Genomic DNA, 22,865 nt, shown 5'->3' on the forward strand with positions numbered 1-22,865 from the left:
TGGATCTCAATATGCCGGACAGGCTCCACATCACTTATCAGTTGACCCCTGTGGCAGGGCAGAGCATCGAGGGATTGTGTCGCGGCATCGCTTTGGAACAGACGGTGGAGATGGCCGAGGATCTGGTGCGCAGCGACGAGATACGCGAACAGATCATCGGCGAGACCCTCGAGCTGGAGCCACTGCCCGACCTATCCGGCAGCTACCGCGCGGTGATCGCCTATCGACCGGAGACCACGGCCTATGCGTTGCCGCAGCTGTTGAATCTGCTCTACGGCAATATCTCGATCAAGAACAACATCCGCATCACCGCTATCGAAATGCCCGGCTCACTGCTCGCACATTGGCCCGGACCCAATTACGGCATTGAAGGGATACGGCGACTGACCGGCGTCAGGGATCGCGCCTTGGCGATGACGGCGCTAAAACCCATGGGCATGCCGGCGGCCGACCTCGCTCTCATGGCGGGCGCTTTCGCGCAGGGCGAAGGCGATATCGTCAAGGACGATCATGGGCTTGCCGACCATCCGTTCTGCGGCTTTGCTGAACGCGTCGAGCGTTGCCAGGAAGCGGTCGCCCGTGCCAATCAGAGCACCGGCCACACCACGCTCTATTTTCCCAACATCAGCGCCCCGCTCGAGACCTTGGAGGAGCATCTGCAGCTTGCCGTCGAGCTGGGAGTAAAGGGTGTATTGGTAGCGCCCTTTCTACTCGGATTGGATACCGTGCGGTATCTGGCTTCGCGTTACGACCTGGTTTTTGCCGGCCACCCGGCGTTTTCGGGTACACACTTCCACGACCGCCGTCATGGCATGACCCCGGGGGTCCTGCTGGGAACACTGTTTCGCCTGATTGGGTGCGATATCTCGATTTACCCCAACTTCGGCGGCCGTTTCGCGTTCACTCCGGAAGAGTGCCACGGCATCAACGCCGCACTGCAGCAACCGCTGGGCGAACTCAGGCCAGCATTTCCTGCACCTGCCGGCGGCATGACGCTGGACCGTATTCCCGAGATGGCGGCAGCGTACGGTAGCGATGCGGTCTATTTGATTGGATCGGCACTGCTGCGTGAAGACATCGACCTCGTCGTGGCGACTCGACGGTTCATGGCACGTATCCACGAAAGTTTTGCGCCCGTTACGGGGGTGAGGCCATGTCGAACGGGATCTGGCGGTGGGACCTGATGAAGCTCGCTTCGCGCTCGTAGAAGATGGATTCAGCGCCGTTTGCGCAACAGGATATAGACCGCCCCCGTCCCGCCGTCATGGGGCGGGGCAGAGCAAAAAGCCAGTACCTCGCCGTGCTTCAGGAGGCGGCGCACAACCATCCCCCGCAGCACTGGCTCCCGGCCTGGCGACCGATTGCCCTTTCCGTGAACCACCCGCACGCAGCGTCGGCCTAACTGCTGGTTTTGATTGAGAAAGTGTGCCAATTCGGACGACGCCTGCTGTTTGGACATGCCGTGCAGATCAAGGTGTGCCTCGATACTGAACTGACCGCGGCGCAGACGGCGCAGTGTCATGCGGTCGATTCCGGTGCAGGCGTAGACGCTCTCCTCACCCGTGCGATGTTCGACCAGATCCAGAGGTGCGCGGCGCAGATCTTCCACCACCGCCGCCTCATCGAGCAGTGTCTGGCGCGGCTCCGCGGTCGGTGGAGGGGGACGCAGCATGACCTTGTTGTGCCGCAACGGCCGCGCATCACGCAGCTTACTGCGAAACAGTTCGCGTTCGTCGTCGTCGATGTCGTAGCGCTTGGTCATCTGCGGGTAGCTGTGGAAGTCCCAAGATCCGGAGTCTAGCGATTTTACCTCCTGTCAGACCAGGGTTCATCAGGTGCGTTCCCACCATCGTGGCAGTGGGAGAGACATCGGGATTTCGGTATAGTTAGCGCGCCGCGAATCCTGATGAAGATGTTGCCACCCAATGAAGATTCTTTTAAGTAACGACGATGGTTATCAGGCCCCGGGCCTGATCTGTTTGGCCCGCATGTTGAATGAGGTGGCCGAACTGACGGTGGTGGCGCCGGAGCGTGACTGCAGCGGGTCCAGTAACTCGCTGACGCTGGTGCTGCCACTTCGTGCCCAGTCTATGGAAAACGGCTTTGTTCGCGTCGATGGCACTCCGACCGATTGTGTCCATCTGGCCATCACCGGCCTGCTCGAGGAGGAACCCGACATGGTGATCTCGGGAATCAATGCCGGCGCGAATCTGGGTGACGATATCCTCTATTCGGGGACCGTGGCTGCCGCCATGGAGGGGCGATTTCTGGGTCTGCCAGCCATCGCCGTTTCGATGACAGAGCACGAACCCAGTCACTTTGAGACCGCCGGAAAGGTCGTGCTCGATTTGCTGGAGCGCCTGGTCAGAGATCCGCTGCCACCTGATACGATCCTGAACGTGAATGTTCCCGATTTACCCTGGAGTGAGCTCAAGGGTTATCAGGCTACCCGCCTTGGCTACCGGCACAAAGCGGAACCGGTGATCAAAGATCGAGATCCACGCGGGCGGACCATCTACTGGGTCGGGCCCGCCGGCCTCGAACAAGATGCGGGCCCCGGGACCGATTTCTACGCGATACGCAACGGATATGTCTCTGTTACTCCATTGCAGATTGATCTGACTCGCTACGATACGCTTGAACCTCTGGCAGGGTGGCTGGGCAACGCCCTCCATCCATGAAGTACGATGTAACCCATCGTGGCATCGGTATGACGTCGCAGCGCACCCGTGAGCGACTCATCCAACGGCTGCGCGACGCCGGGGTCAAGAACTCGCTGGTACTCGAGATCATTCGCAATACTCCCCGCCATATCTTTGTCGACGAGGCGTTAGCCAGTCGCGCATACGAAGATACAGCGTTACCCATCGGCAACGGGCAGACGCTGTCGCAGCCCTACGTGGTTGCTCGTATGACCGAAGCGCTGCTCGAACATGGCACACCGGAGAGGGTGCTGGAGATCGGTGCCGGTTCCGGCTATCAAACGGCGATATTGGCACAACTGGTGAAGCACGTTTTTGCGGTGGAACGCCTCGGCGCTCTCGCTGGTAAAGCCCGGGAACGATTGCGGGACCTGGGTCTCTACAATATTCAGTTGCGCCATGCCGATGGCTTTTTGGGTTGGCCACAGCACGCCCCCTATGATGCAATTCTGGTGGCGGCGGCGCCGGACGAGATCCCTGGTGCGTTGCTCGCGCAGTTGGCTTTGGGCGGACGCCTCGTCATCCCCGTCGGTTGCGGGGCGGATCAGAACCTGATACGAGTAACGCGCACGGCAGATGGCTATGAACGGGAGACGCTTGGAGAGGTCAATTTCGTACCGCTGCTCGGCGGGCGCAGTTGATGCGGATCTTCTCGATACTCTACGAACGCGTGATGCGCTGGTCGGAGCACCCTTACGCACCCTGGTATCTCGGCGGCCTCAGTTTTGCCGAATCATCGTTTTTCCCCATTCCTCCGGACGTAATGCTCGCGCCCATGGCGCTGGCCAAGCCCGACCGTGCGCTGAGCTATGCATTGCTGACGACGTTGGCGTCCGTGGCAGGCGGCATCGTCGGCTATCTGATCGGGATTCTCGCGTTCGATGCGATCGCGCCATGGGTGCGCGAACTGGGGTATTGGCAGAAGTACGAACTGGCGCAATCGTGGTTTGCGGAATGGGGTTTCTGGGCTATCCTGCTGGCCGGATTCTCTCCTATACCGTACAAAATTTTCACTATCACGGCGGGTGCCATCTCGATGAGCTTTGCGCCGTTTGTCGTCGCATCGATAATCGGTCGTGGGGCACGTTTTTTTCTGGTCGCCATGTTGATGCGTTGGGGCGGCGAGCGCATGCGCAATCTGTTGCGCGACTACATTGACCGAGTCGGATGGGTATTACTGCTTTTTGCCGTTATTGTTTACGTGGTGGTCGAAACCACTTAAACGCGAAACTGCTGGTTGTGCTGCTGGCTTTGGTTCAGAGCGGATGCGGTAGTTTGATTAGTTGGGACGCCGGGCGTGCCAGCGGTGTGACGGTGGAAGAGGGCGGCACAAGTTATTACATCGTCAGTAAGGGCGATACGCTCTATTCCATCGCCTTTCAGGTGGGCCGTGACTATCAGGAGATAGCGCGTTGGAACGGAATCCGTTGGCCGTATCGTATCTTTCCAGATCAACGCTTGCGGTTGACGCCCCCGGCAGTGACTGCTCGCAGGACGGCTCGGACACCGCAAACAAGTTCACCATCGTCACCTAACCGCTCATCGGCGGCGGCTCAACGCCCGCAGCGCACCCGTACACCCTCAACAGCTGGCGCTGCATTGGCTTGGCAATGGCCTACCGAAGGTACAATTCTCAAGACGTTTTCCCATGGCGAACCCGGAAGAAAAGGGCTGGATGTCGGCGGTCGCCGCGGCCAACCGGTGCGCGCTGCGGCGCCCGGTCGCGTGGTCTACAGTGGGAGTGGACTTCGCGGTTACGGACAGCTTATTATCGTCAAGCACAACAGCGTCTACCTCAGCGCATACGGGCACAACCAGCGGCTATTGGTAAAAGAGGGTGAGACGCTGCGTGCCGGTCAGTTGATCGCGGAGATGGGTGACAGTGAAGCCACACAACCCATGCTCCACTTTGAAATACGTCGCAATGGAGAGCCCGTCGATCCGCAAAGTCTGTTACCGAAACGCTGATCCGCGATAAAGGGCAACCAGGCAGGGAACCCAACCACGAATTCCGGGTCGTAGTGTAATTCCCAGCAATGTCTTCGGTGATATTGTCTGGGTTTTTATCCTTCACTGTTCTGGACGCCATGCCACCTGGGAGAACAGGGGATGCCGAAACGCAGTAAGTCATCGCAGGGTTCCATCAAATCCCGCAAGAAGATGGACATTGCGGAGAATGGACAGATGTCCGAAGAAGATTCTATCGGTTTCGATGTCGAAGATGATGCTGTCGACCCTAAGGAGCTGGACGATAGCGAGGGTGAGAATCTGGACGCCGATGATGATAATGACGATGACGATCCAGAAGTAGAGAAGGCGCGGCTTAGATCCAAAGTCACATCGCGCCGATTCTCCTCCGACACTGATGCGGAGATGGATGCCACCCGGCTTTACCTCAACGAGATCGGTTTTTCGCCGCTGCTCACGGCTGAGGAAGAGGTTCACTTTGCCCGGCTCGCGCAACGCGGCGACGATTCAGCGCGTAAGCGCATGATCGAAAGCAATCTGCGTCTGGTCGTAAAAATAGCGCGACGTTACCTCAATCGTGGGATGCCTTTGCTCGATTTGATCGAGGAGGGGAATCTCGGTTTGATTCGTGCGGTCGATAAATTCGATCCGGAACTCGGGTTCCGGTTCTCGACCTACGCCACATGGTGGATACGGCAAACCATCGAACGGGCAATCATGAATCAGACACGCACCATCCGCCTGCCGATTCATGTCGTCAAAGAGATAAATGTTTATTTGCGCGCGGCACGCCAACTGGCACAGAAGCTGGATCATGAACCCAGCGCCGAAGAAGTCGCAACGTTGCTCGACAAACCGATCAGTGAAGTGAAACGCATGCTGGGGCTCAATGAGCGCATCGCATCCGTTGACACTCCCATCGGCAAAGACGAAGACAAATCACTACTCGACTCGATTCCTGACGAACACAATCAGGACCCTTCCGATCTGTTGATCGATGAAGACCTTTATAACAACCTGGAGCTGTGGCTTGATCAACTCAACGATAAACAGCGGGAGGTTGTCGAACGACGTTTTGGTCTGCGTGGGTACGAGAAGGCGACACTGGAAGAGGTGGGTAACGAGATTGGTGTGACACGCGAGCGGGTGCGGCAGATTCAAATGGATGCACTGCGCAGACTGCGCGAGATCATGCGCAAGCAAGGGATCACAGAAGACATCCTTTAAAAACCCATGCGATGAACTGGTGCACCTTTAAAACGCTGCCGCCCAGGCGGCGTTTTTTGCTGGTACATTTCGCAAGACGAGTTCCTGCATAAACACTACAATTGAAGCCGCCCCCCAGTCCCGCGCTTGCTATGCACAAAAAGTCCGTTCACATTGCCCGCCGCATGACCGATATCCAACCCTTCCACGTCATGGATATATTGGCACGCGCGCGACAATTGGAGGCGGCAGGTCGTTCCATCGTGCATATGGAGATTGGGGAACCCGATTTCGTCACCGCCGAGACTGTAGTGCGGGCGGGGCAGCAGGCTTTGGAAGAGGGCAAAACCCACTACACCCCTGCGATGGGTATTACGGAACTGCGGCAAGCCATTTCCAATCACTATCGTAACAGTTATGGAATCGATGTGGCGCCGGAACGGATCATCATCACACCCGGTTCATCGGGTGCGCTGCAGCTGATATGCGGAGTACTTATCGATCCCGGACAGCAGCTGTTGATGGCTGATCCCGGATACCCCTGCAATCGCCATTTCGTGCGGCTCATGGAAGGATCGGCCACTTCAGTTCCCGTAGGCCCCGAGACAAGCTATCAGTTGACCGCTGAGCTGGTTACACGTCATTGGCAGGAGGCGACTGTTGCCGCTTTGCTGGCATCGCCCTCGAATCCGACCGGCACCGTCATCGGTCAGGAGGAACTGCAGGCGATTCTGAACGTCGTCAGCGAACGCGATGGACGGTTGATCGTCGATGAAATTTACCATGGCCTGATCTATGAGGGAGGAACCACCAGCGTGCTGGCGCTAACGGATCAGGCTTTCGTGGTCAATAGCTTCTCCAAGTACTTTGGCATGACCGGTTGGCGGATCGGTTGGCTGGTCGCCCCGCTTGAATACGTACGCGAGATCGAAAAACTCGCACAGAACATTTTCATTTCCGCCTCGACTCCCGCGCAATATGCCGCGCTTGCGGCTTTCGATCCAGAAACCATTGCAATTCTGGAACAGCGCAAGGCTGCCTTTCGCGAACGCCGTGATTTTCTCCTGCCAGCATTGCGTGAACTTGGATTCGAGATTCCGTTGATCCCGCCGGGGGCATTTTATATCTACGCTGATTGCAGCCGCTTTACCGATGACAGTTATCGATTCGCATTACAACTTCTCGAGGCGACGGGAGTGGCGATCACACCTGGTGTCGATTTCGGACACTATCGGCCTGAACGGCATGTGCGCTTTGCCTACACCACTTCGCTCGCCCAGCTGCGCGAAGGTGTCGCCAGGCTAAAGCGCCATCTCGCGGCATAAGTCGCGATGAAAACACCGCGCAAAACCAAACAGTGGGCTGCGGAGGCGTTCGATGCGTTGACGGTTGCGTGGCGGCTCGCAGCCGCCGAGCAGAATGATCTGACGCTCGATGCGAAGCAGCACCTCTATAAGTTCGCGCCGCTTTTCTGTGCGCGCAATCGTGGTATCAGGGACAAAGAACAGATGCGCAAGATCGCCCACTACTGTTTCGGTCGCCGCCTTGCAGCAATTCAGCAGGAGCCAGAGCGGGTTGATCGCTACGCCGTCAATTTCCTTATCGCCTACCTCGATGCGCATGTAGCGCTCGATTTACTCACTGCGCAGCGCGCTGCAGAGGTTGTACGTTACCTCGTAGACAATTATGAGATTGCCTAGGACGGTTTCCGAACGTGGTCCCTGTGGGAGCGATCTGACAGGTCAGCTCTTATTGTGAAAGTGATCGAGAAACATCAAAGTGGCACCCGCTACGGCTGCGGGCATAACAAAAAAGTTGAGTATCGGCACCATGCTGGCAAGCAGCACCGTCCCTCCGAATCCCAGCGCGAGCAGCGGGCGACGGCGTAATGCCTGTCGTTGCGATTTGAAGGATAGGCCGTGATTCTCAAAAGGATGCGAAGCATACTCCAGGCTCAGCACCCATGCACTGAACAGAATCCACAGCGCCGGGGCAACCAGATTCAGTACCGGAATCAGGAACAGCAACAACAGGGGTAACGCGCGAATCAAAAAATAGACGATACGCTGTAACTCGGTCCCGATAGAGGCCACCACGTCTTTGAGTAAGCCTGGGCTGCCGGTCAACTCCATCGTGCCCAGTTCGTGACGTTCCACGGCTGCGGAGAGCGCGCTGTTAAACGGGGCACCTGCGAGATTGGCAACCAGGGTGAACCCATAGACCAGAACCAAAAGCACCGAGATGGCGATTAACGGCCATATCAGCCATTGCAGCCACTCATAGCCTTGCGGCAGAAAGCGCTCCATTAGTCCGTCGAAACCGTAGTAGACGGCAAGGATCAGCGCGCTAAAGAGCGTCATACTGATACCGACCGGGGTGATCGCATAGCGCCGCACGCCCGGCTGGCGTATGATCCGCATTCCACGTCCGAGGTAACCCATGCCCCGGAAGAAATCGAACACCATGGCTTAGGGGAGCGTCACGGCAGCAGCGGGTTGCCAGCCGCTGGCGCGGTGCTCGGCAACTACAGTCGTATAGATACCGCCCCGAACGTTGAACTCTGCGCTCAATCTCATGAAACGGGGGCTGCAGCTATTGACCAGATCATCCAATACCCGATTGGTCACCGCCTCGTGGAAAGCCCCTTCATCGCGAAACGACCAGACATAGAGCTTCAGAGATTTGAGCTCCACGCAGAGCCGGTCGGGCACATACTCCAGCGTCAGCGTGGCAAAATCGGGCTGGCCCGTCTTGGGGCAGAGACATGTGAACTCCGGAATGCGGATGCGGATGGTATAATCCCGCCCCACCTGAGGATTGGCGAATGTTTCCAGTGCCTTGCTGGGTTGTGTCGTCATGCGGCGCAAAGATACCCGGCACACCCGCTAATGACAAGCTCCTGGGGAATTGGAAATCATTGGACCACGGCCAGCACCAAAATCTCCCGGAAGCTCAGGGAAGAGTCCGTTAAGTTTATTAAAACCATAAACTTAGACGATATTTCTCACGCTATTCCCCACATTGTAACCGGGGAAGGTTTTTCGGTATTGTAGCCCGCTATGCGCCTGAAGAAGATCAAACTCGCTGGGTTCAAATCGTTTGTCGATCCCACGACTATTCCGTTGCACAGCAACCTGACCGGCATCGTAGGTCCCAACGGTTGCGGCAAGTCCAATGTTATCGACGCCGTACGCTGGGTGATGGGGGAAAGCTCCGCCAAGAACCTGCGTGGCGACTCCATGGCCGATGTCATCTTCAACGGCTCCAACTCCCGCAAACCGGTGGGACAAGCCTTTATCGAACTGGTCTTCGATAACAGCGACGGCTCCTTGGGCGGGCAGTATGCCAACTACGCCGAGATCTCGATCAAGCGCGTCGTGGCGCGTGATGGGCAGTCGAACTATTTCCTCAACAGCGCACGTTGCCGACGCCGCGACATCACCGATGTATTTCTGGGAACCGGCCTGGGTCCACGTAGCTATTCGATTATTGAACAGGGGATGATCTCACGGCTCATCGAGGCGAAACCGGAGGAGCTGCGAATCTATTTGGAGGAGGCGGCAGGAATTTCCAAGTACAAGGAGCGCCGTCGTGAAACCGAGACGCGCATGCGCCACACCCGTGAGAACCTCGAGCGTCTGCAGGATCTGCGCGACGAAGTGGCAAAACAGTTGCAGCACTTGCAACGCCAGGCCAAAACGGCAGAGCGTTTTAAGGTGTTAAAGGAGGAGGAACGGCGTTTAAAGGCTGAGTACCTGGCGCTGCGCTGGCGCGGCTTGGATCACGAGGACAAGGCGCTGGAGCAAAAGATTCGCGAACTGGAGACACGTCGCGAAGCGGCGCTCGCCGAACAGCGCGGGTTGGAACGCCAACTCGAGGAAGGTCGCGCACAGCAGATCGAGACCAACGACGGCTTCAACGAGGTTCAGGGGCGCTATTACGGTGTGGGTGCGGAGATTGCGCGGGTCGAACAGGCGATTCAGCACGGTAAAGAGACCGAACATCGTCAGCAACACGACCTGCAGCAGGTGGAGAAGGCCTGGCAGGAGGCCCAATCCCACATACACAATGATCAGCACCGCCTGGGCGAATTGACCGCTCAACTACGCGAACACGAACCCCAGTTGGGCAGTGCAGAGAAGCGAGCCGCCGAATCAGCAGCGCTGTTGGCGTCCGCCGAAGAGGGGATGCGCACCTGGCAGGCCGAGTGGGACGAATTCAACCGCCTTGCCGCCGAACCCGCCCAAACCGCCGAGGTCGAGCGTACACGTATCCAGCATCTGGACCAGCAATTGATGCGTTTGCGCGATGCGATCAAACGCAACGAACAAGAGCTTCAGAGTCTTTCCTGGGAGGGGTTGGAACGCGAGATCGGCGAACTCGAGACGCAAATGGCGGAGCACACGACTCAGGGCAGCGATCTGGAAGCCCAATTGGGTGGTCTTAGCGAACGCATCGGCGAATTGCGCGAGCACAACACGCGTTACGGGCAAGAGATCCATCAGGCTCGTATCGAACTGCAGAATGCGCGGGGTCGCGACGCTTCGATCGAAGCACTGCAGCAGGCTGCGCTAGGTGAAGGCAAAGGTGTGATAGCCGGATGGCTGGAACGACAGGGGCTCAAGGATGCACCACGACTTGCCAAGGAATTGCAGGTCGAAAATGGGTGGGAGCGCGCCGTCGAAACCGTTTTGGGGGCCAGCGTGGAAGCCGTCTGCGTCGAGGGTCTCGACGCCTATGCCGACGTATTGAGTAGCATTGCGGGCGGAACGCTCACGTTGCTGGAACGCAACAACAGCGGCGCCTCCAGCAGCATTGCTGATGCGACGCCGTTGGCCAGCAAGGTGAGCGCCGACTGGTCGCTGGGCGGTTTGTTGCAGGATATCTACGCAGCCGATGATTTGAACGCGGCTTTGAGATTGCGCGAGCACCTCCCCGCCACCGGTTCAGTGGTGACGCGCGATGGTCTATGGGTTGGCCGCCATTGGCTGCGGGTGGTGCGCGAAAGCGATGCCAAAGCGGGTGTTCTCGAGCGCGAGAAAGAACGCCGCGAACTGAGCGTGCAGATCGATGTGCTCGAGCGCCGTGTTTCCGGACTGGAGCTCGAGTTGGAGAACACTCGCGAGGAACTGCGCGAAGAGGAACGACGGCGCGATGAGTTGCAGTCGCAGCTCAACCGGCTCAATAGCGCCAAAGCGGATATCCAGGCTCAGGTGGCGGGGAAGCGCGGACGTCTCGAGCAAGCCAGGAACCGCAGCGAAAGACTCACGCGGGAGTTGCGCGAGGCGGAGGAACAGATCGATCGCGACGAGTCGCATGTGCGCGAGGCGCGGGGTTGTCTCGACGGAGCGGTCACGCGCATGGACGAATTCCAGCGCCGCCGCGAGACCCTGGTGGAAAAGCGACGCGAACATGAGACGCTACTCGAGCAGCGCCGCGCACTGGCCCGGAACGATCGCGATCAAGTCCATCAGGTGGCATTGCGCGTGGAGTCCACGCGTACCGGGCTTGCATCCACACAGCAAAGCCTGGAGCGCATGCGGGGACAGATCGCGCACCTCGCTACACGGCGTGAGGAACTGCAGGAAGGTTTGCGCCAGGCGGCGGCCCCCAGTCGCGCGCTGGCCACCGAGTTGGAGGCGCTGCTGAAACGGCGTATCGCCGTCGAGGAAGAGCTGGGCAGGGCGCGGCGCAAGGTCGAAGAGATCGATGAGCGCCTGCGTGGTCTGGAACAGGGCCGCAGCGCTGCCGAGCAGAAGGTGCAGGAGGTGCGCGAGGCATTGGATCGCCAGCGCATGGAGTGGCAGGGAGTCCACGTGCGTCGCCAGACCGTTGAAGAACAGATCATCGAGACAGGTTTCGCATTGCAGGCCTTGTTCGAGGAGATGCCCGAAAGCGCGACCACCGACGAGTGGCACGAGAAGGTGGAGAATATTGCGCAGCGTATTCAGCGTCTCGGTCCGATCAACCTGGCGGCGATAGACGAGTTCAAGGAACAAAGTGAACGCATGGCCTATCTGGATTCGCAGTATGCGGATTTGACGGAATCACTGAACACCCTGGAGAACGCGATACGCAAGATCGACCGTGAGACCCGTACGCGATTCAAGGAGACCTACGACAAGGTCAACAGTGGTCTAAAAGAGATGTTCCCAAGACTCTACGGCGGCGGACATGCCTATCTGGAAATGACCGGCAACGATCTGTTGGACACTGGCATCACCGTCATGGCACGCCCTCCGGGTAAGCGCATCAGTACTATTCATCTCCTTTCGGGTGGGGAAAAGGCGTTGACCGCTGTGGCGCTGGTCTTTGCCATTTTTCAACTCAATCCCGCGCCGTTCTGCATGCTCGACGAGGTCGATGCGCCGCTCGACGAGGCCAACGTGGGACGCTTTTGTGACCTGGTGCGCGAGATGTCGGAACGGGTGCAGTTCATCTTCATCACGCACAACAAAACCACCATGGAGATGGCCAATCAACTCATCGGCGTAACGATGCACGAGCCCGGGGTGTCGCGGCTGGTAGCCGTGGATGTGGACGACGCCGTACAGATGGCGACCGGGTAAAAGAAGAACGAACGGCAAGGTGTAGATATGGAGTTCGACGGACTACGATTTATCCTGTTGCTACTCGGAATCGGCGTGGTAGCGGGGGTTTACATCTGGAGTCGTTTCCGACCGGATCAGGAGGCCACGCCTGCCGAGCGTATTGAGCCGGCCATTGGTGGATTCGGCCCAACATCCACGGCCAACTCTCCGGTGACACACCATGCCGAACCCTCCTTTGTCGCTCCTCAGCAGGCCGTGGCAGAGGGGGATGATGATAGCGTCCCCACACTCTTCGATGAGATCTTCCGTCCCCCCGAACCGGGTATGCCGGCCGATGTCATCATCGTCAATGTCTTTGCTGCGGATGGACATCAATTCGAAGGGATTGACCTGCAGGACGGGCTCAAGGAGTGCGGGATGGAATATGGCGCCATGCGTATCTATCACCGCATGAACGATGGCGGCGATCGTCTGTTCAGTCTTGTCAACAGTGTCGAACCCGGCTATTTCGAGCGGTCGGATCTGGCTGACTTCTCTACGCCCGGTGTTTCCCTGTTCCTGGCTTTGCCGGGACCGCAACGACCGGCAGCGGCCCTGGAAGAGCTGATAGCCACCGCTCAGACGCTGTCGCGGCACCTGGAAGGGCGTTTGCTCGATGCTGACCGCAACCCACTGCGTACACAGGGCATCGAACACCTGCGTGAAAGAGTACGCGAGTTCGAGCGCCGATCGCGGATTGCGCGGGCCGGCAAGCCGTTGGACTAGATGGGCCGGAGCCCCCGTTGGTGAGTGCAACCGAAAAAGCTCGCATTGCCGAGTTGCGCCGGCAGATCGAATACCACAACTATCGTTACTACGTTCTTGACGATCCCGAAATCCCCGACGCCGAATACGACCGGTTGCTGCGGGAATTGCAGGATCTGGAAACAACGCATCCAGCGCTGATTAGCGCCGATTCACCTACCCAACGCGTCGGTGCCGCACCGCTGCGGGCCTTTGCCGAAGCGGTCCATGCCGCACCCATGCTCTCACTCGAGAATGCTTTCAGCGACCAGGAAGTGGCCGATTTTGATCGTCGCGTGCACGAACGTCTCAAGATCGAGGGCGATATCGAGTACTCTTGTGAACCGAAACTCGACGGACTGGCCATCAGTTTGCGATTTGAGAATGGGCGACTGGTGCAGGCCGCGACGCGTGGAGATGGGGAGCGTGGTGAGGAGGTGACGCAGAATGTTCGTACCATTGCCTCGATCCCGTTACGTCTGCGCGGTGGTGATGTACCGGCAATCATGGAAGTGCGTGGTGAGGTCTTTATGACGAAAACCGGGTTTGAGGCGATGAACGCAGCGGCGCGGGAGAAGGGCGAGAAGGTGTTCGTAAATCCCCGCAATGCTGCCGCGGGAAGCCTGCGCCAACTCGACCCGCGCGTAACGGCGCAGCGACCGCTTGCCTTCTTCAGTTATGGCGTGGGATTGGTGGAGGGCATCGCTATGCCGGACCGCCACAGTGCGATACTCACCAGTCTGAGAGAGTGGGGACTACCGGTTTCTCGCGAGCAGCAATGCGTTATCGGGATCGCGGGATGCCGGGCTTATTATGCCGAAATGGCCAAACGCAGGAATGCGTTGCCCTATGAGATCGACGGCGTGGTCTATAAAGTCGATCGCATCGACCAACAGCAGGCGCTCGGCTCCGTTTCACGTGCGCCGCGCTGGGCCCTGGCACATAAATTCCCGGCCCAGGAGGAACTGACTCGCGTCGTCGACATCGAGGTGCAGGTCGGTCGCACGGGTGCGTTGACACCGGTGGCGCGCCTGGAACCGGTCTTCGTCGGAGGAGTAACCGTCACCAACGCTACGCTGCACAACGAGGACGAAGTACGACGCAAAGACGTGCGCATCGGTGACACGGTCATCGTGCGGCGTGCAGGCGATGTGATTCCCGAAGTGGTGAGTGTGGTGCTCGATCGCCGTCCAGACGATGCGCGTGTGTTTCAAATGCCCGCACACTGTCCGGTCTGCGGCTCCGATATCACCCGCGTCGAAGGCGAAGCCATTGCACGCTGCAGTGGCGGTCTATTCTGTGCGGCGCAGCGTAAGGAATCGATTAAACATTTTGCATCGCGCCGCGCCATGGATATCGAAGGACTGGGCGACAAACTCGTCGAGCAGCTGGTCGAATCCGGATTGATCGGCACCGTTGCGGACCTCTACGCGCTGAAAAACGAGCAGTTGGCAAATCTGGAGCGCATGGGGGATAAATCGGCAGAGAATCTTGTTGCCGCCATCGCCCATAGTCGATCGACCACGCTGCCGCGGTTTCTTTACGCCTTGGGTATGCGCGAAGTCGGGGAGGCGACCGCACTGGCATTGGCCAACCATTTTGGCGATCTCGATGCGTTGATGCAGGCGGATGTCGATAGGCTGCAGCAGGTTCCCGATGTCGGGCCCATCGTTGCCACCCATGTGGTGGATTTCTTTCATCAACCGCACAATCAGGAAGTCATCGCCACGCTACGTGCGGCCGGTATTCACTGGCCTGCTATCGAGGCGCGTGGCCTCACTGAGCAGCCCCTGGCAGGCAAGACATTCGTGCTTACGGGTACGCTGGAGGAGCTCACCCGCGATGAGGCGAAAGCTCATCTTCAAACCTTGGGTGCAAAGGTGAGCGGCAGCGTCTCCAAGAGAACCGACTGCGTCGTGGCGGGTAGTGATGCCGGTTCAAAACTCACCAGGGCGAAAGATCTCGGTATCCAGGTCATCAGTGAAACGGAGTTGCTGCGTATGCTGCGGGAAGGAGGTGTGGTTTGAGCCACGGAGAGAAACCATTGATTCCCTCACAACGTCATCTTTTCGAGATCCCCGAAGAGGTGAGCTATCTCAACTGTGCCTACATGTCGCCACTGCTCAAGACCGGGATCCGAGCCGGCGAAGCGGGGATACGCAGCAAAGGTCAACCGTGGAACATTTCCACCACCGATTTCTTTGCCCGCACGGAAAGGACGCGCACGCTTTTTGCTCAGCTGATCGGTGCAACCGCCGACGACATTTTCATTGTGCCCGCGGTGAGCTACGCCATGGGCGTGGCAGCACGCAACCTGCCGCTAGCGAAGGGGCAGCGGATCTTGTTGCTGGCCGATCAGTTTCCCTCGAATGTCTATCCCTGGCGTGAACTGGCGCGCGAGCGGGAAGCCGAGGTGGTGACTCTGGCGCGTCCGCAGGACAACGATTGGACCCGTTCGATACTGGAGCACATTGACCGAAGCGTGGCAGTGGTCGCTTTGCCACATTGCCATTGGGTCGATGGCGCGCTAGTTGATCTGATCGCTGTCGGTGCGCGGTGTCGCGAGATGGGAGCAGCACTGGTGTTGGATCTCACGCAATCCGCAGGCGCGTTACCGATAGATGTAAAGGCAGTACAGCCGGATTTTGCCGTTGCCGCCGCCTATAAGTGGTTGCTCGGGCCGTATACGCTCGGTTTTTGCTATGTCGCACCGCGGTGGCAGTGCGGACAGCCACTCGAGTACAACTGGATTACACGTGAGGGGAGCGAAGACTTCGCCCGTCTCGTGGATTACCGCGATAGCTTTCAACCCGGTGCGCGACGCTTTGACATGGGCGAGCGCTCTCATTTTCAACTGATGCCAGTAGCCGAAGCGGGGCTTGAGCAGCTGCACGCGTGGGGGGTGGCTGCCATTGCACAGACACTCGCACACAAAACGGCTGCCATTGTCGCGCGTGCGCAAAGCCATGGCTTCACCGCACTAAGCGATCCGCTTCGAGCCGGCCACTATCTGGGGCTGCGTTATTCGGGGAATCTGCCGGGGGACCTGCCTCAACGACTGAGCGCGCATCAAGTCTATATCAGTCAGCGCGGCGATGCACTGCGGGTGACACCGCATCTCTATAACAACGAGGCAGATGTGGAGCGGTTGTTTGTGGCGCTGGCAGCTTGCGGAATCCGCGGCGCTTAGCATCGCTTACGGAAGTGTGAGTTTGATCTCGATGCGCCGATTGCGCTGCCAGGCCTCCGGTGTGTTTTCCGCGCTCAGCGGACGGTGTTCGCCAAATCCGGCGGCTATGAGCCGTTCCGGAGCAATGCCCTGGCTGATCAGGAAGCGAACGATCGATAGGGCGCGCGCGCTGGAGAGCTCCCAATTGGACGGAAACTCCGCGGTATTGATGGAGCGGCGATCGGTGTGACCATCGATGCGCAGCACCCAGTCGATATCTTTCGGGATGCGCGCTGCCACTTCTTTCAGCGACTTCGCCAACACTTCGATCTGACGCTTACCCCCTTCACCGAGCTGCGCCTCTGCAGTCGCGAAAAGCACTTCCGACTGAAACACAAAGCGATCGCCGACGATACGGATATCCTTGCGATCTCCCAGCACCTCGCGCAGCCGGCCAAAAAACTCCGAGCGGTAGCGATTCAGCTCTTGAACCTTCTGTGCCAATGCCAGGTTGAGCCGTTGGCCGAGTGTTGCAATCTCGACCTGCTGATCCTTGACGCGTTTCTCCTCCAGCGCGAGTACGGCCGAGAGATTTGCAATCTGATCGCGCAATGCGGCGATCTGCTGATTGAGCAGTGCGATCTGCTGTTGGCGACTTTGGGAGAGTTGCTGCTCGCTGGCCAGTGCCCGGTCCTGATCGGCAATCCGCGCCGCCAAATCAGCGATGCGGAGGTCGCGCTGTTCGAGTTCCGTCTGCGCGAGCAGTGTTCTTTCCTGCGCTTCGGCAAGGTCCGCCTCCAGTTGTCTGCGGCGGTCGCGCTCTGCGCCCAGCTCTAACGTGCGCGTCTCCAGCTGGCCAGCGACCGTCGCCACCTGGGCCTCGAGCTTCGTACGCAACTCCCGCAGCGCCGCGATGTCCTGCTGCAGGCTGGCAATCTCGAGCAGCCTGAGGCGTAGCGTCTCCTCGTCCGCAGCAACGGTCTGGCGCGCCGCTTCGAGTTCACTTTCCAGCACCTGCGCACGCTGTGTGGTGAGCAATAACCGGCTACCCAGCTCATCCCGTTCGGCAAGCGTTGCCCGCAGACGTGCATCCAGTTCGGCGAGTTGCCGTTCCAGTCCGGAACTTTTCTCCTGTTCCAGCGACAGCGTGGCCGCCAATTCGTTGATGTTTTGCGTCAACCGTTCAAGGGCTGCCTCGCGCCCTGCCAATACGCCGGTGAGATAGAACTGTGCGATGACGAAGACGAGCAGCATGAAGATGAAGACCAGCAATACCGAAGCCAGGGCGTCGACGAACCCGGGCCAGATATTGATGGTGCGTGAGCGACGGGCGATGGCGAACATCGCTCGTTCAGCCGCTATCGGAGCGCCCGCTCAGGGCGCGGGTCATCAGCCTCAACTCCTGACGCAACTCGTCGAGCAGTTCGCGCTGCGCTGTGGCGCTGGCCTGCATTACGCCGCGCAGCACGGTTTCCTGCTTGCGCAGGTGCTCGTGCAGCCCGTCCTGGCTATCGGCGCCCCGTTCTATGGATTCGGCCAGACGGCCGATCAGCGGTTGAAGATCCTGATGCTGACGTGCCAGACCCTTGGTGAGTTGTTGTTCAGCACGGATCTGATCGCTTACTTCCGAGAGACGGGTCGTGAGCTGCAGGAGTTGTTCGCGCATGCCGTAGCGGTCCTCCTCGCTGCGGCTGATGACGCGCTCCAGCGCTTCGAGACTGTCGGCTGTCTTTTCCAGCAGCGCCTCGATGTAGGCGGGAGCCGAGGTCTCCCCGTCGGCGAAAGCGGGACTCGAGAGATGCGTCAGCTCGGCCAGCCAGTCCTCCACCTCTTTGAAGAACCGATTTTCGGCGTGTCCGGCCTGCAGGTCGAAAAAACCCAGCACCAGGGCGCCGCCCAAACCAAACAGCGACGAACTGAAGGCGGTACCCATGCCAGCCAGGGGCCCCTGCAGATTCTGCTTCAAACGCTCGAACACCTCACCGAGTTCGGCGCCCCCTACCTGCAGCCCCGCGATCACTTCCCCAGCGGAGGAGACCGTGTCGAGCAGCCCCCAGAAGGTGCCTAACAGGCCGAGGAAGATCAGCAGACCCACCAGGTAGCGCGAGACATCGCGATGCTCGTCAAGGCGCATGCGCAAGCCATCGAGCACCGAACGGGCGGCCATGGCCGAGAGGCGGGGAGCGCCCTCGCGATCGGCAAACATGCGCGTCAAGGGTGCCAGCATGAGGAGTTTGACCGGTTTGTCGCCCGCGGCGCCGCGGCGGCGATTCGCCAGCCAGGCCAACTCGGGATTCAGCGCGATAACCTGGCGGAAGTTCACCGCGATGCCGATCAGCAAGACACCGATGATCGTGCCGTTGAACACAGGATTGGCCAGGAACGCGTCTTTCAGCGCCGGGTAGAGCAAGGCGGTCACGCCCGCCACCAGCGCCAGGAAAACGGCCATCCAGACTACGATTCTCCCCCGCATAATCGGTATCTCTTTGTTGTTGTGCATGGTTGCAAGCATAGTGCAGGACTATGATGCCATTGCCTTGGCGCGAAAACGCTATCTCAATAGGGTGGACCGGGATCGCGCATTGTGATCGTCAGGAAAACGAACTGGGTTGCCATCCTGTGCCGGTATGGATAATCCCCCCCTACAGGTCAGGCGTCAAACGCCACTGTGGTCGGAGATGGGCGCGTCGCTACCGATTGCAAGCGAATCGAAGCGACCGGGCAACTAGCTGAAACAACTTTAAATATAACTTGTAACTTATTGTAATTAAATTTAATTTAACGAAATATTTACTCTATTTACCGGCCTCATCGCCGTATCTCAAGTACGAGTGTGCTATTGGGGTTGTTCGATCTTCGCCTGAGAACGCAGCTTGGCTACGAAGGCCTGCAGGCGCTGGTTGCGCACCAAGCCCTCGAGGCTGTCGCGTGACTCCGCGAACCCAGGGGGAGTTTGTTCGCGGGTTGCCGCCAGTTGGATCACATGCCAACCGTGGCTGCTCTTTACAGGTTCCTCTACCACAGCGCCTGATCTGGCACTCCCTATTGCCGACGAAAACTCGGCGGGCAGTTGATCCTTGCCGAACCAGCCGAGGTCACCGCCACTCCGTCCTGTGGGATCCTGCGAATGGGTCCGTGCGAGTTCGTCGAACCGGGCGCCGCTCTTGAGTTGGGCGATGAGTTCGCGTGCCCTGGCTTCTTCGGCGACCTGGATATGGAAGACATGATACTGCGTGCCGTAGAGCCGTGATTTGATCAGTTCGTAAGCTTCATGCAGTTCGGTATCGGTGACCGGGTTATCGCGCAGATAACCCTGCATGAGGTTCTGCGCCAGAAGGTTCTTGCGTGTCAGATCGATCATCAGCTGCAGGTCGCCGTCGTTCTGAAGACCCTGTTTCTCCGCCTGCTGGGCCATGATTTCGAGCGCGACGAGATCGTTGATCAGATTCGGTGCCCGGCCCGCATCGTCGCCCTTCGCACTGCCATCGGCGAGGCGGCGTTGCGTATAAAAGGCGAGCATCTCCGCGGTCAAGGGCTTGCCATTGACCGTGGCCAGCACCCTCTCTTTGAGCGCTGGATCGGCCGCCCCGGCGCTACCCGTCGCCACCAGCAGGGAGGCCATCAGGGCAAACAGCAAGGTCACTACTCTCCGCATCAATCCATCCTTGCAGCGTTCATTCGTCCGGCGAACCAGCCTGGATGCTCAGGGCATGGATGTCGGATTGCATCAATTCGCCCAGAGCCTGATAGATGGCACGATGGCGTTTGATCGGCGGCATGCCGGTGAAGGCGGAGGAGACGATGGTAATCGCAAAATGGCCGCGACCATCGCGTGCTCCCGCGTGCCCGGCATGCTTGTGGCTCTCGTCGACGATTTCCAGGTGCTCGGGGGAAAAGGACGCCGTTAGCCGCGCGCGTATCGAATCGACGCGGGCGCTCATTTGGGGAACACCCTGCGAAAGGGCTTTACCTGCACCACGCGATAGACGCCTGCTGCCACGTAAGGATCGGCATCGGCCCAGGACCGGGCCTGCTCCAGGCTGGCAAACTCCGCAACGATCAGGCTGCCGCTGAATCCGGCGTCTCCCGGATCTTCACTGTCGATGGCTGGATGGGGCCCTGCCAGCACCATCCGTCCCTCGTCCTGCAGCTGCTGGAGGCGTTTGACATGATCGGGGCGGGCACCCGCGCGCCGCTCCGCTGAGTTGGGATTATCCTCTGCGATTATGGCGTAGAGCATTCAGGACTCCTCGTTGGATTCGGGTTGTTCCGGCAGATAACGGGCGAGGTAGAAGGCCTGGGCGATCACAAAGGCGATGGTCAGCCCCATCATGCCGAACAGCTTGAAGTTTACCCAGGTATCCGTGTCAAACGAGTAGGCGACATAGAGGTTGACGACCCCCATGATCACAAAAAAGACGATCCATATCAGATTGAGACGACCCCAGATGCCGTCCGGCAGGGAGAAGTTGGTCTCGAGCATGCGTTGCACCAGCGGTTTTTTACCGATGAACTGACTCCCCAGAAACGCCGCCCCAAAGAGCCAGTTGAGGATGGTCGGCTTCCACTTGATGAACGTTTCGTCGCGCAAGGCGATGGTAAGTCCGCCAAAAACCACGATCAGCACCAAGGTGATGATGTGCATGCGTTCGAACCGGCGGTGCTTGGCCCAGAAGAGCCCGACCTGTACGAAGGTCGCGACGATCGCCACGCCGGTGGCAATAAAGATATCCCATGTCTTGAAGGCGATGAAAAACAGCAGGATGGGAAAGAAATCGAACAGGAACTTCATGGTGGGCACACTGAGTAAACGGGACGCCTATTGTCGCATAAAACCCGCAGCGGATTGCCGCGTACAATAGACTCATGCCACACGATAGCGATTTTCATCTTCATTCGACGGCCTCCGACGGGACGCTCTCGCCGACGCAACTCGTCGATTACGCCCAATCCCACGGGGTGTCCCGCCTGGCGCTGACCGATCACGACACAACGGCCGGTCTGGCGGAGGCCTCACAGGCTGCGGCAGCCCGCGGAATCGCTTTTGTGCCGGGCGTCGAGATCTCCACCACGTGGGAAGGGGTCAACGTCCACGTGGTGGGCCTGGGTGTCGATCCCGGCAGCGCAATGTTGCAGGACGGGCTAGCGCTCCTCAGTCAACGTCGCGCCAAACGGGCTGTGGAGATCGCCCGGCGCTTGGAAAAGCGGCGCATCGTGGGCGCTCTTGCAGGTGCCGGCGCCCTGGCCGGACCGGCGGCGGTCACCCGCACCCATTTCGCCCGCTGGCTGGTCGCCGCAGGGCACGCCGTGGATGCCGCCTCGGCGCACAAGCGGTTTTTGGCTCGTGGCAAAGCGGGCCATGTCCCCAGTGACTGGGTGGATATCGCCACTGCTATCGCCTGGATCAGGACGGCGGGCGGGGCGGCGGTACTGGCCCATCCTCTGCGCTACCCGATACACAATCGCAGGCTACGCTATCTGGTAGCGGAGTTCGCGGCGGCCGGAGGTGAGGCGATGGAGGTGGTCTCGGGAAGTCAGGCGCTGGATCGTACCGGTTTACTGGTGGAACTGGCTCGACAGCACGATCTCTGCGCCTCGGGTGGGTCGGATTTCCACAGCCCGGAGCAGACCTGGTTGGCGCCGGGGCGTTTTGCACCGATCCCTGCGGAGTGCCGGCCGATTGGTGACATCCTGGCCAGCGCGTTCGACGCCACCACTCTCAAAGCCGTTTCAAGCGGGTAGTGACCCCGCGCCCCGGCCCATGCCTGCCACATCTTCGCTGCGAATCCAACCGTCAACCGCGCCGGCTTCGCGGCGAAGATCCTGTTGTTGGCAATGCTGCTCGCCGGCGTCTACTTCCTGGGCGATGACCTGACACACCAGGTCCGCGATTGGCTCGCGCCGCTCAAGGGCCGGCATGCGTTCTTCCTGCTCCTGGCGATGGTGCTCTACGTGCTCTTCATGGCCCTGCCGTTCGTACCGGGCATCGAAGTGGGGTTGGTCGTGATGCTGGTGGGCGGGCTGGAAGGGATCGCGCCGGTCTACACTGCAACGCTGCTGGCGTTGTCGCTGAGTTACGGTCTGGGACGCCTGATGCCGGTACCGGTGCTGGGCGGTGTTCTCGCCTGGTTGGGATCGCGTCGCGCCGAGGCGCTGGTCCATGAGATGGAGGAGATGACGCCGTCCCAGCGCATGGTCTACCTCACCCGCCAGATCCCCAGCCGCTGGCTGCCGTTCTTTCTCCGTCATCGCTACCTTGCGCTGGCGATCGCACTCAATAGGCCAGGCAACGCGCTGATTGGCGGGGGCGGGGGAATCGGGGTGGTGACGGGAATGAGCGGACTCTTTCCCTTTCCCCGCTACCTGGCGTTGATCGCCGTGGCTGTTTCGCCGGTGCCGCTGATGTTGATCGCCAATACAAACTTAAGCTCAACGCTACCGGGATAACTCTCTATAATGGCGCCCTTTGCAACAATGGATATCCCG

23 protein-coding genes are annotated in these 22,865 nt (G+C 59.3%); 14 read left to right on the forward strand and 9 right to left on the reverse strand.

Features of this window, described 5'->3' with window-relative positions:
* The first annotated feature begins 11 nt into the window (after positions 1-11).
* Positions 12-1,184: a ribulose 1,5-bisphosphate carboxylase gene (locus tag DWQ09_13245; GenBank protein KAA3627279.1), complete on the forward strand. Its 1,173-nt coding sequence runs from the start codon at positions 12-14 to the stop codon at positions 1,182-1,184.
* 32 nt (positions 1,185-1,216) lie between these two features.
* Here DWQ09_13245 and DWQ09_13250 read toward each other — a convergent pair whose 3' ends face one another.
* Positions 1,217-1,762, reverse strand: coding sequence for a DNA mismatch repair protein MutS (locus tag DWQ09_13250; GenBank protein ID KAA3627280.1), 546 nt, complete (start codon positions 1,760-1,762; stop codon positions 1,217-1,219).
* A 163-nt stretch (positions 1,763-1,925) separates the two neighbouring features.
* Here DWQ09_13250 and DWQ09_13255 point away from each other — a divergent pair, with 163 nt between their 5' ends.
* The 7 genes from DWQ09_13255 (at position 1,926) to DWQ09_13285 (ending at position 7,576) form a co-directional block, all read left to right on the forward strand.
* Positions 1,926-2,681, forward strand: a complete 756-nt coding sequence (locus DWQ09_13255) for a 5'/3'-nucleotidase SurE (protein KAA3627281.1) — start codon at positions 1,926-1,928, stop codon at positions 2,679-2,681.
* Positions 2,678-3,343: a protein-L-isoaspartate(D-aspartate) O-methyltransferase gene (locus tag DWQ09_13260; protein KAA3627282.1), complete on the forward strand. Its 666-nt coding sequence runs from the start codon at positions 2,678-2,680 to the stop codon at positions 3,341-3,343. Before DWQ09_13255 ends, DWQ09_13260 begins: the two co-directional genes overlap by 4 nt.
* On the forward strand, positions 3,343-3,924 hold the full coding sequence (locus DWQ09_13265) for a DedA family protein (protein ID KAA3627283.1): 582 nt from the start codon (positions 3,343-3,345) through the stop codon (positions 3,922-3,924). Before DWQ09_13260 ends, DWQ09_13265 begins: the two co-directional genes overlap by 1 nt.
* Positions 3,870-4,670: a LysM peptidoglycan-binding domain-containing protein gene (locus tag DWQ09_13270; protein ID KAA3627284.1), complete on the forward strand. Its 801-nt coding sequence runs from the start codon at positions 3,870-3,872 to the stop codon at positions 4,668-4,670. Before DWQ09_13265 ends, DWQ09_13270 begins: the two co-directional genes overlap by 55 nt.
* A gap of 276 nt (positions 4,671-4,946) precedes the next feature.
* Entirely contained in the window at positions 4,947-5,897 is a 951-nt protein-coding gene (locus DWQ09_13275) for an RNA polymerase sigma factor RpoS (GenBank protein KAA3627394.1), read from the forward strand.
* A gap of 131 nt (positions 5,898-6,028) precedes the next feature.
* Complete coding sequence (locus DWQ09_13280; protein KAA3627285.1) at positions 6,029-7,201, forward strand: pyridoxal phosphate-dependent aminotransferase; 1,173 nt, start codon at positions 6,029-6,031, stop codon at positions 7,199-7,201.
* 6 nt (positions 7,202-7,207) lie between these two features.
* Positions 7,208-7,576 carry a hypothetical protein gene (locus DWQ09_13285; protein ID KAA3627286.1) on the forward strand — a complete coding sequence of 123 codons (369 nt, stop codon included), beginning with the start codon at positions 7,208-7,210 and terminating at the stop codon, positions 7,574-7,576.
* Between the two features lie 42 nt (positions 7,577-7,618).
* Here DWQ09_13285 and DWQ09_13290 read toward each other — a convergent pair whose 3' ends face one another.
* Together DWQ09_13290 and DWQ09_13295 are read right to left on the reverse strand one after the other, a co-directional pair.
* Entirely contained in the window at positions 7,619-8,341 is a 723-nt protein-coding gene (locus DWQ09_13290; protein ID KAA3627287.1) for a sulfate transporter CysZ, read from the reverse strand.
* 3 nt (positions 8,342-8,344) lie between these two features.
* Positions 8,345-8,734 carry an NADPH-dependent 7-cyano-7-deazaguanine reductase QueF gene (locus DWQ09_13295; GenBank protein KAA3627288.1) on the reverse strand — a complete coding sequence of 130 codons (390 nt, stop codon included), beginning with the start codon at positions 8,732-8,734 and terminating at the stop codon, positions 8,345-8,347.
* A gap of 201 nt (positions 8,735-8,935) precedes the next feature.
* Here DWQ09_13295 and smc point away from each other — a divergent pair, with 201 nt between their 5' ends.
* The 4 genes from smc to DWQ09_13315 all read left to right on the forward strand — a co-directional run bounded on the left by smc (position 8,936) and on the right by DWQ09_13315 (position 16,400).
* Positions 8,936-12,445 carry a chromosome segregation protein SMC gene (gene smc, locus DWQ09_13300; GenBank protein KAA3627289.1) on the forward strand — a complete coding sequence of 1,170 codons (3,510 nt, stop codon included), beginning with the start codon at positions 8,936-8,938 and terminating at the stop codon, positions 12,443-12,445.
* 27 nt (positions 12,446-12,472) lie between these two features.
* A complete protein-coding gene (gene zipA, locus DWQ09_13305; GenBank protein ID KAA3627290.1) occupies positions 12,473-13,192 on the forward strand; it encodes a cell division protein ZipA in 720 nt (239 codons plus the stop codon).
* Positions 13,193-13,212: 20 nt separating this feature from the next.
* Positions 13,213-15,237, forward strand: a complete 2,025-nt coding sequence (locus DWQ09_13310; protein ID KAA3627395.1) for an NAD-dependent DNA ligase LigA — start codon at positions 13,213-13,215, stop codon at positions 15,235-15,237.
* An 83-nt stretch (positions 15,238-15,320) separates the two neighbouring features.
* A complete protein-coding gene (locus DWQ09_13315) occupies positions 15,321-16,400 on the forward strand; it encodes an aminotransferase class V-fold PLP-dependent enzyme (protein KAA3627396.1) in 1,080 nt (359 codons plus the stop codon).
* Positions 16,401-16,406: 6 nt separating this feature from the next.
* Here the strand turns inward: DWQ09_13315 and DWQ09_13320 are convergent, their stop codons facing one another.
* The 6 genes from DWQ09_13320 to DWQ09_13345 form a co-directional block, all read right to left on the reverse strand.
* Positions 16,407-17,723 (reverse strand): peptidoglycan -binding protein, encoded by a 1,317-nt coding sequence (locus DWQ09_13320; protein ID KAA3627291.1) that lies wholly within the window; start codon positions 17,721-17,723, stop codon positions 16,407-16,409.
* A 7-nt stretch (positions 17,724-17,730) separates the two neighbouring features.
* Positions 17,731-18,828 (reverse strand): flagellar motor protein MotA, encoded by a 1,098-nt coding sequence (locus tag DWQ09_13325; protein KAA3627292.1) that lies wholly within the window; start codon positions 18,826-18,828, stop codon positions 17,731-17,733.
* A 387-nt stretch (positions 18,829-19,215) separates the two neighbouring features.
* A complete protein-coding gene (locus DWQ09_13330) occupies positions 19,216-20,034 on the reverse strand; it encodes a hypothetical protein (GenBank protein KAA3627293.1) in 819 nt (272 codons plus the stop codon).
* Between the two features lie 19 nt (positions 20,035-20,053).
* Positions 20,054-20,320 carry a BolA family transcriptional regulator gene (locus tag DWQ09_13335; protein KAA3627294.1) on the reverse strand — a complete coding sequence of 89 codons (267 nt, stop codon included), beginning with the start codon at positions 20,318-20,320 and terminating at the stop codon, positions 20,054-20,056.
* A complete protein-coding gene (locus tag DWQ09_13340) occupies positions 20,317-20,619 on the reverse strand; it encodes a YciI family protein (GenBank protein KAA3627295.1) in 303 nt (100 codons plus the stop codon). Before DWQ09_13340 ends, DWQ09_13335 begins: the two co-directional genes overlap by 4 nt.
* Entirely contained in the window at positions 20,620-21,171 is a 552-nt protein-coding gene (locus DWQ09_13345) for a septation protein A (protein ID KAA3627296.1), read from the reverse strand.
* 74 nt (positions 21,172-21,245) lie between these two features.
* On the opposite strand from DWQ09_13345, the gene DWQ09_13350 reads away from it, so the two are divergent.
* Positions 21,246-22,121, forward strand: coding sequence for a PHP domain-containing protein (locus tag DWQ09_13350; protein ID KAA3627297.1), 876 nt, complete (start codon positions 21,246-21,248; stop codon positions 22,119-22,121).
* A 93-nt stretch (positions 22,122-22,214) separates the two neighbouring features.
* Complete coding sequence (locus DWQ09_13355) at positions 22,215-22,826, forward strand: hypothetical protein (GenBank protein ID KAA3627298.1); 612 nt, start codon at positions 22,215-22,217, stop codon at positions 22,824-22,826.
* Positions 22,827-22,865: the final 39 nt, after the last annotated feature.

Source organism: Pseudomonadota bacterium, assembly GCA_008501635.1.
Lineage (GTDB): Bacteria > Pseudomonadota > Gammaproteobacteria > QQUJ01 > QQUJ01 > QQUJ01.

What these genes read in the sequence shown, in the direction of transcription:
- DWQ09_13245 (KAA3627279.1), top strand. Translation starts at nt 12, where the DNA reads ATGCCGGACAGGCTCCACATCACTTATCAGTTGACCCCTGTGGCAGGG.
- DWQ09_13250 (KAA3627280.1), bottom strand. Translation starts at nt 1,762, where the DNA reads ATGACCAAGCGCTACGACATCGACGACGACGAACGCGAACTGTTTCGC.
- DWQ09_13255 (KAA3627281.1), top strand. Translation starts at nt 1,926, where the DNA reads ATGAAGATTCTTTTAAGTAACGACGATGGTTATCAGGCCCCGGGCCTG.
- DWQ09_13260 (KAA3627282.1), top strand. Translation starts at nt 2,678, where the DNA reads ATGAAGTACGATGTAACCCATCGTGGCATCGGTATGACGTCGCAGCGC.
- DWQ09_13265 (KAA3627283.1), top strand. Translation starts at nt 3,343, where the DNA reads ATGCGGATCTTCTCGATACTCTACGAACGCGTGATGCGCTGGTCGGAG.
- DWQ09_13270 (KAA3627284.1), top strand. Translation starts at nt 3,870, where the DNA reads ATGGGTATTACTGCTTTTTGCCGTTATTGTTTACGTGGTGGTCGAAAC.
- DWQ09_13280 (KAA3627285.1), top strand. Translation starts at nt 6,029, where the DNA reads ATGCACAAAAAGTCCGTTCACATTGCCCGCCGCATGACCGATATCCAA.
- DWQ09_13285 (KAA3627286.1), top strand. Translation starts at nt 7,208, where the DNA reads ATGAAAACACCGCGCAAAACCAAACAGTGGGCTGCGGAGGCGTTCGAT.
- DWQ09_13290 (KAA3627287.1), bottom strand. Translation starts at nt 8,341, where the DNA reads ATGGTGTTCGATTTCTTCCGGGGCATGGGTTACCTCGGACGTGGAATG.
- DWQ09_13295 (KAA3627288.1), bottom strand. Translation starts at nt 8,734, where the DNA reads ATGACGACACAACCCAGCAAGGCACTGGAAACATTCGCCAATCCTCAG.
- smc (KAA3627289.1), top strand. Translation starts at nt 8,936, where the DNA reads ATGCGCCTGAAGAAGATCAAACTCGCTGGGTTCAAATCGTTTGTCGAT.
- zipA (KAA3627290.1), top strand. Translation starts at nt 12,473, where the DNA reads ATGGAGTTCGACGGACTACGATTTATCCTGTTGCTACTCGGAATCGGC.
- DWQ09_13315 (KAA3627396.1), top strand. Translation starts at nt 15,321, where the DNA reads ATGTCGCCACTGCTCAAGACCGGGATCCGAGCCGGCGAAGCGGGGATA.
- DWQ09_13320 (KAA3627291.1), bottom strand. Translation starts at nt 17,723, where the DNA reads ATGTTCGCCATCGCCCGTCGCTCACGCACCATCAATATCTGGCCCGGG.
- DWQ09_13325 (KAA3627292.1), bottom strand. Translation starts at nt 18,828, where the DNA reads ATGGCCGTTTTCCTGGCGCTGGTGGCGGGCGTGACCGCCTTGCTCTAC.
- DWQ09_13330 (KAA3627293.1), bottom strand. Translation starts at nt 20,034, where the DNA reads ATGCGGAGAGTAGTGACCTTGCTGTTTGCCCTGATGGCCTCCCTGCTG.
- DWQ09_13335 (KAA3627294.1), bottom strand. Translation starts at nt 20,320, where the DNA reads ATGAGCGCCCGCGTCGATTCGATACGCGCGCGGCTAACGGCGTCCTTT.
- DWQ09_13340 (KAA3627295.1), bottom strand. Translation starts at nt 20,619, where the DNA reads ATGCTCTACGCCATAATCGCAGAGGATAATCCCAACTCAGCGGAGCGG.
- DWQ09_13345 (KAA3627296.1), bottom strand. Translation starts at nt 21,171, where the DNA reads ATGAAGTTCCTGTTCGATTTCTTTCCCATCCTGCTGTTTTTCATCGCC.
- DWQ09_13350 (KAA3627297.1), top strand. Translation starts at nt 21,246, where the DNA reads ATGCCACACGATAGCGATTTTCATCTTCATTCGACGGCCTCCGACGGG.
- DWQ09_13355 (KAA3627298.1), top strand. Translation starts at nt 22,215, where the DNA reads ATGCTGCTCGCCGGCGTCTACTTCCTGGGCGATGACCTGACACACCAG.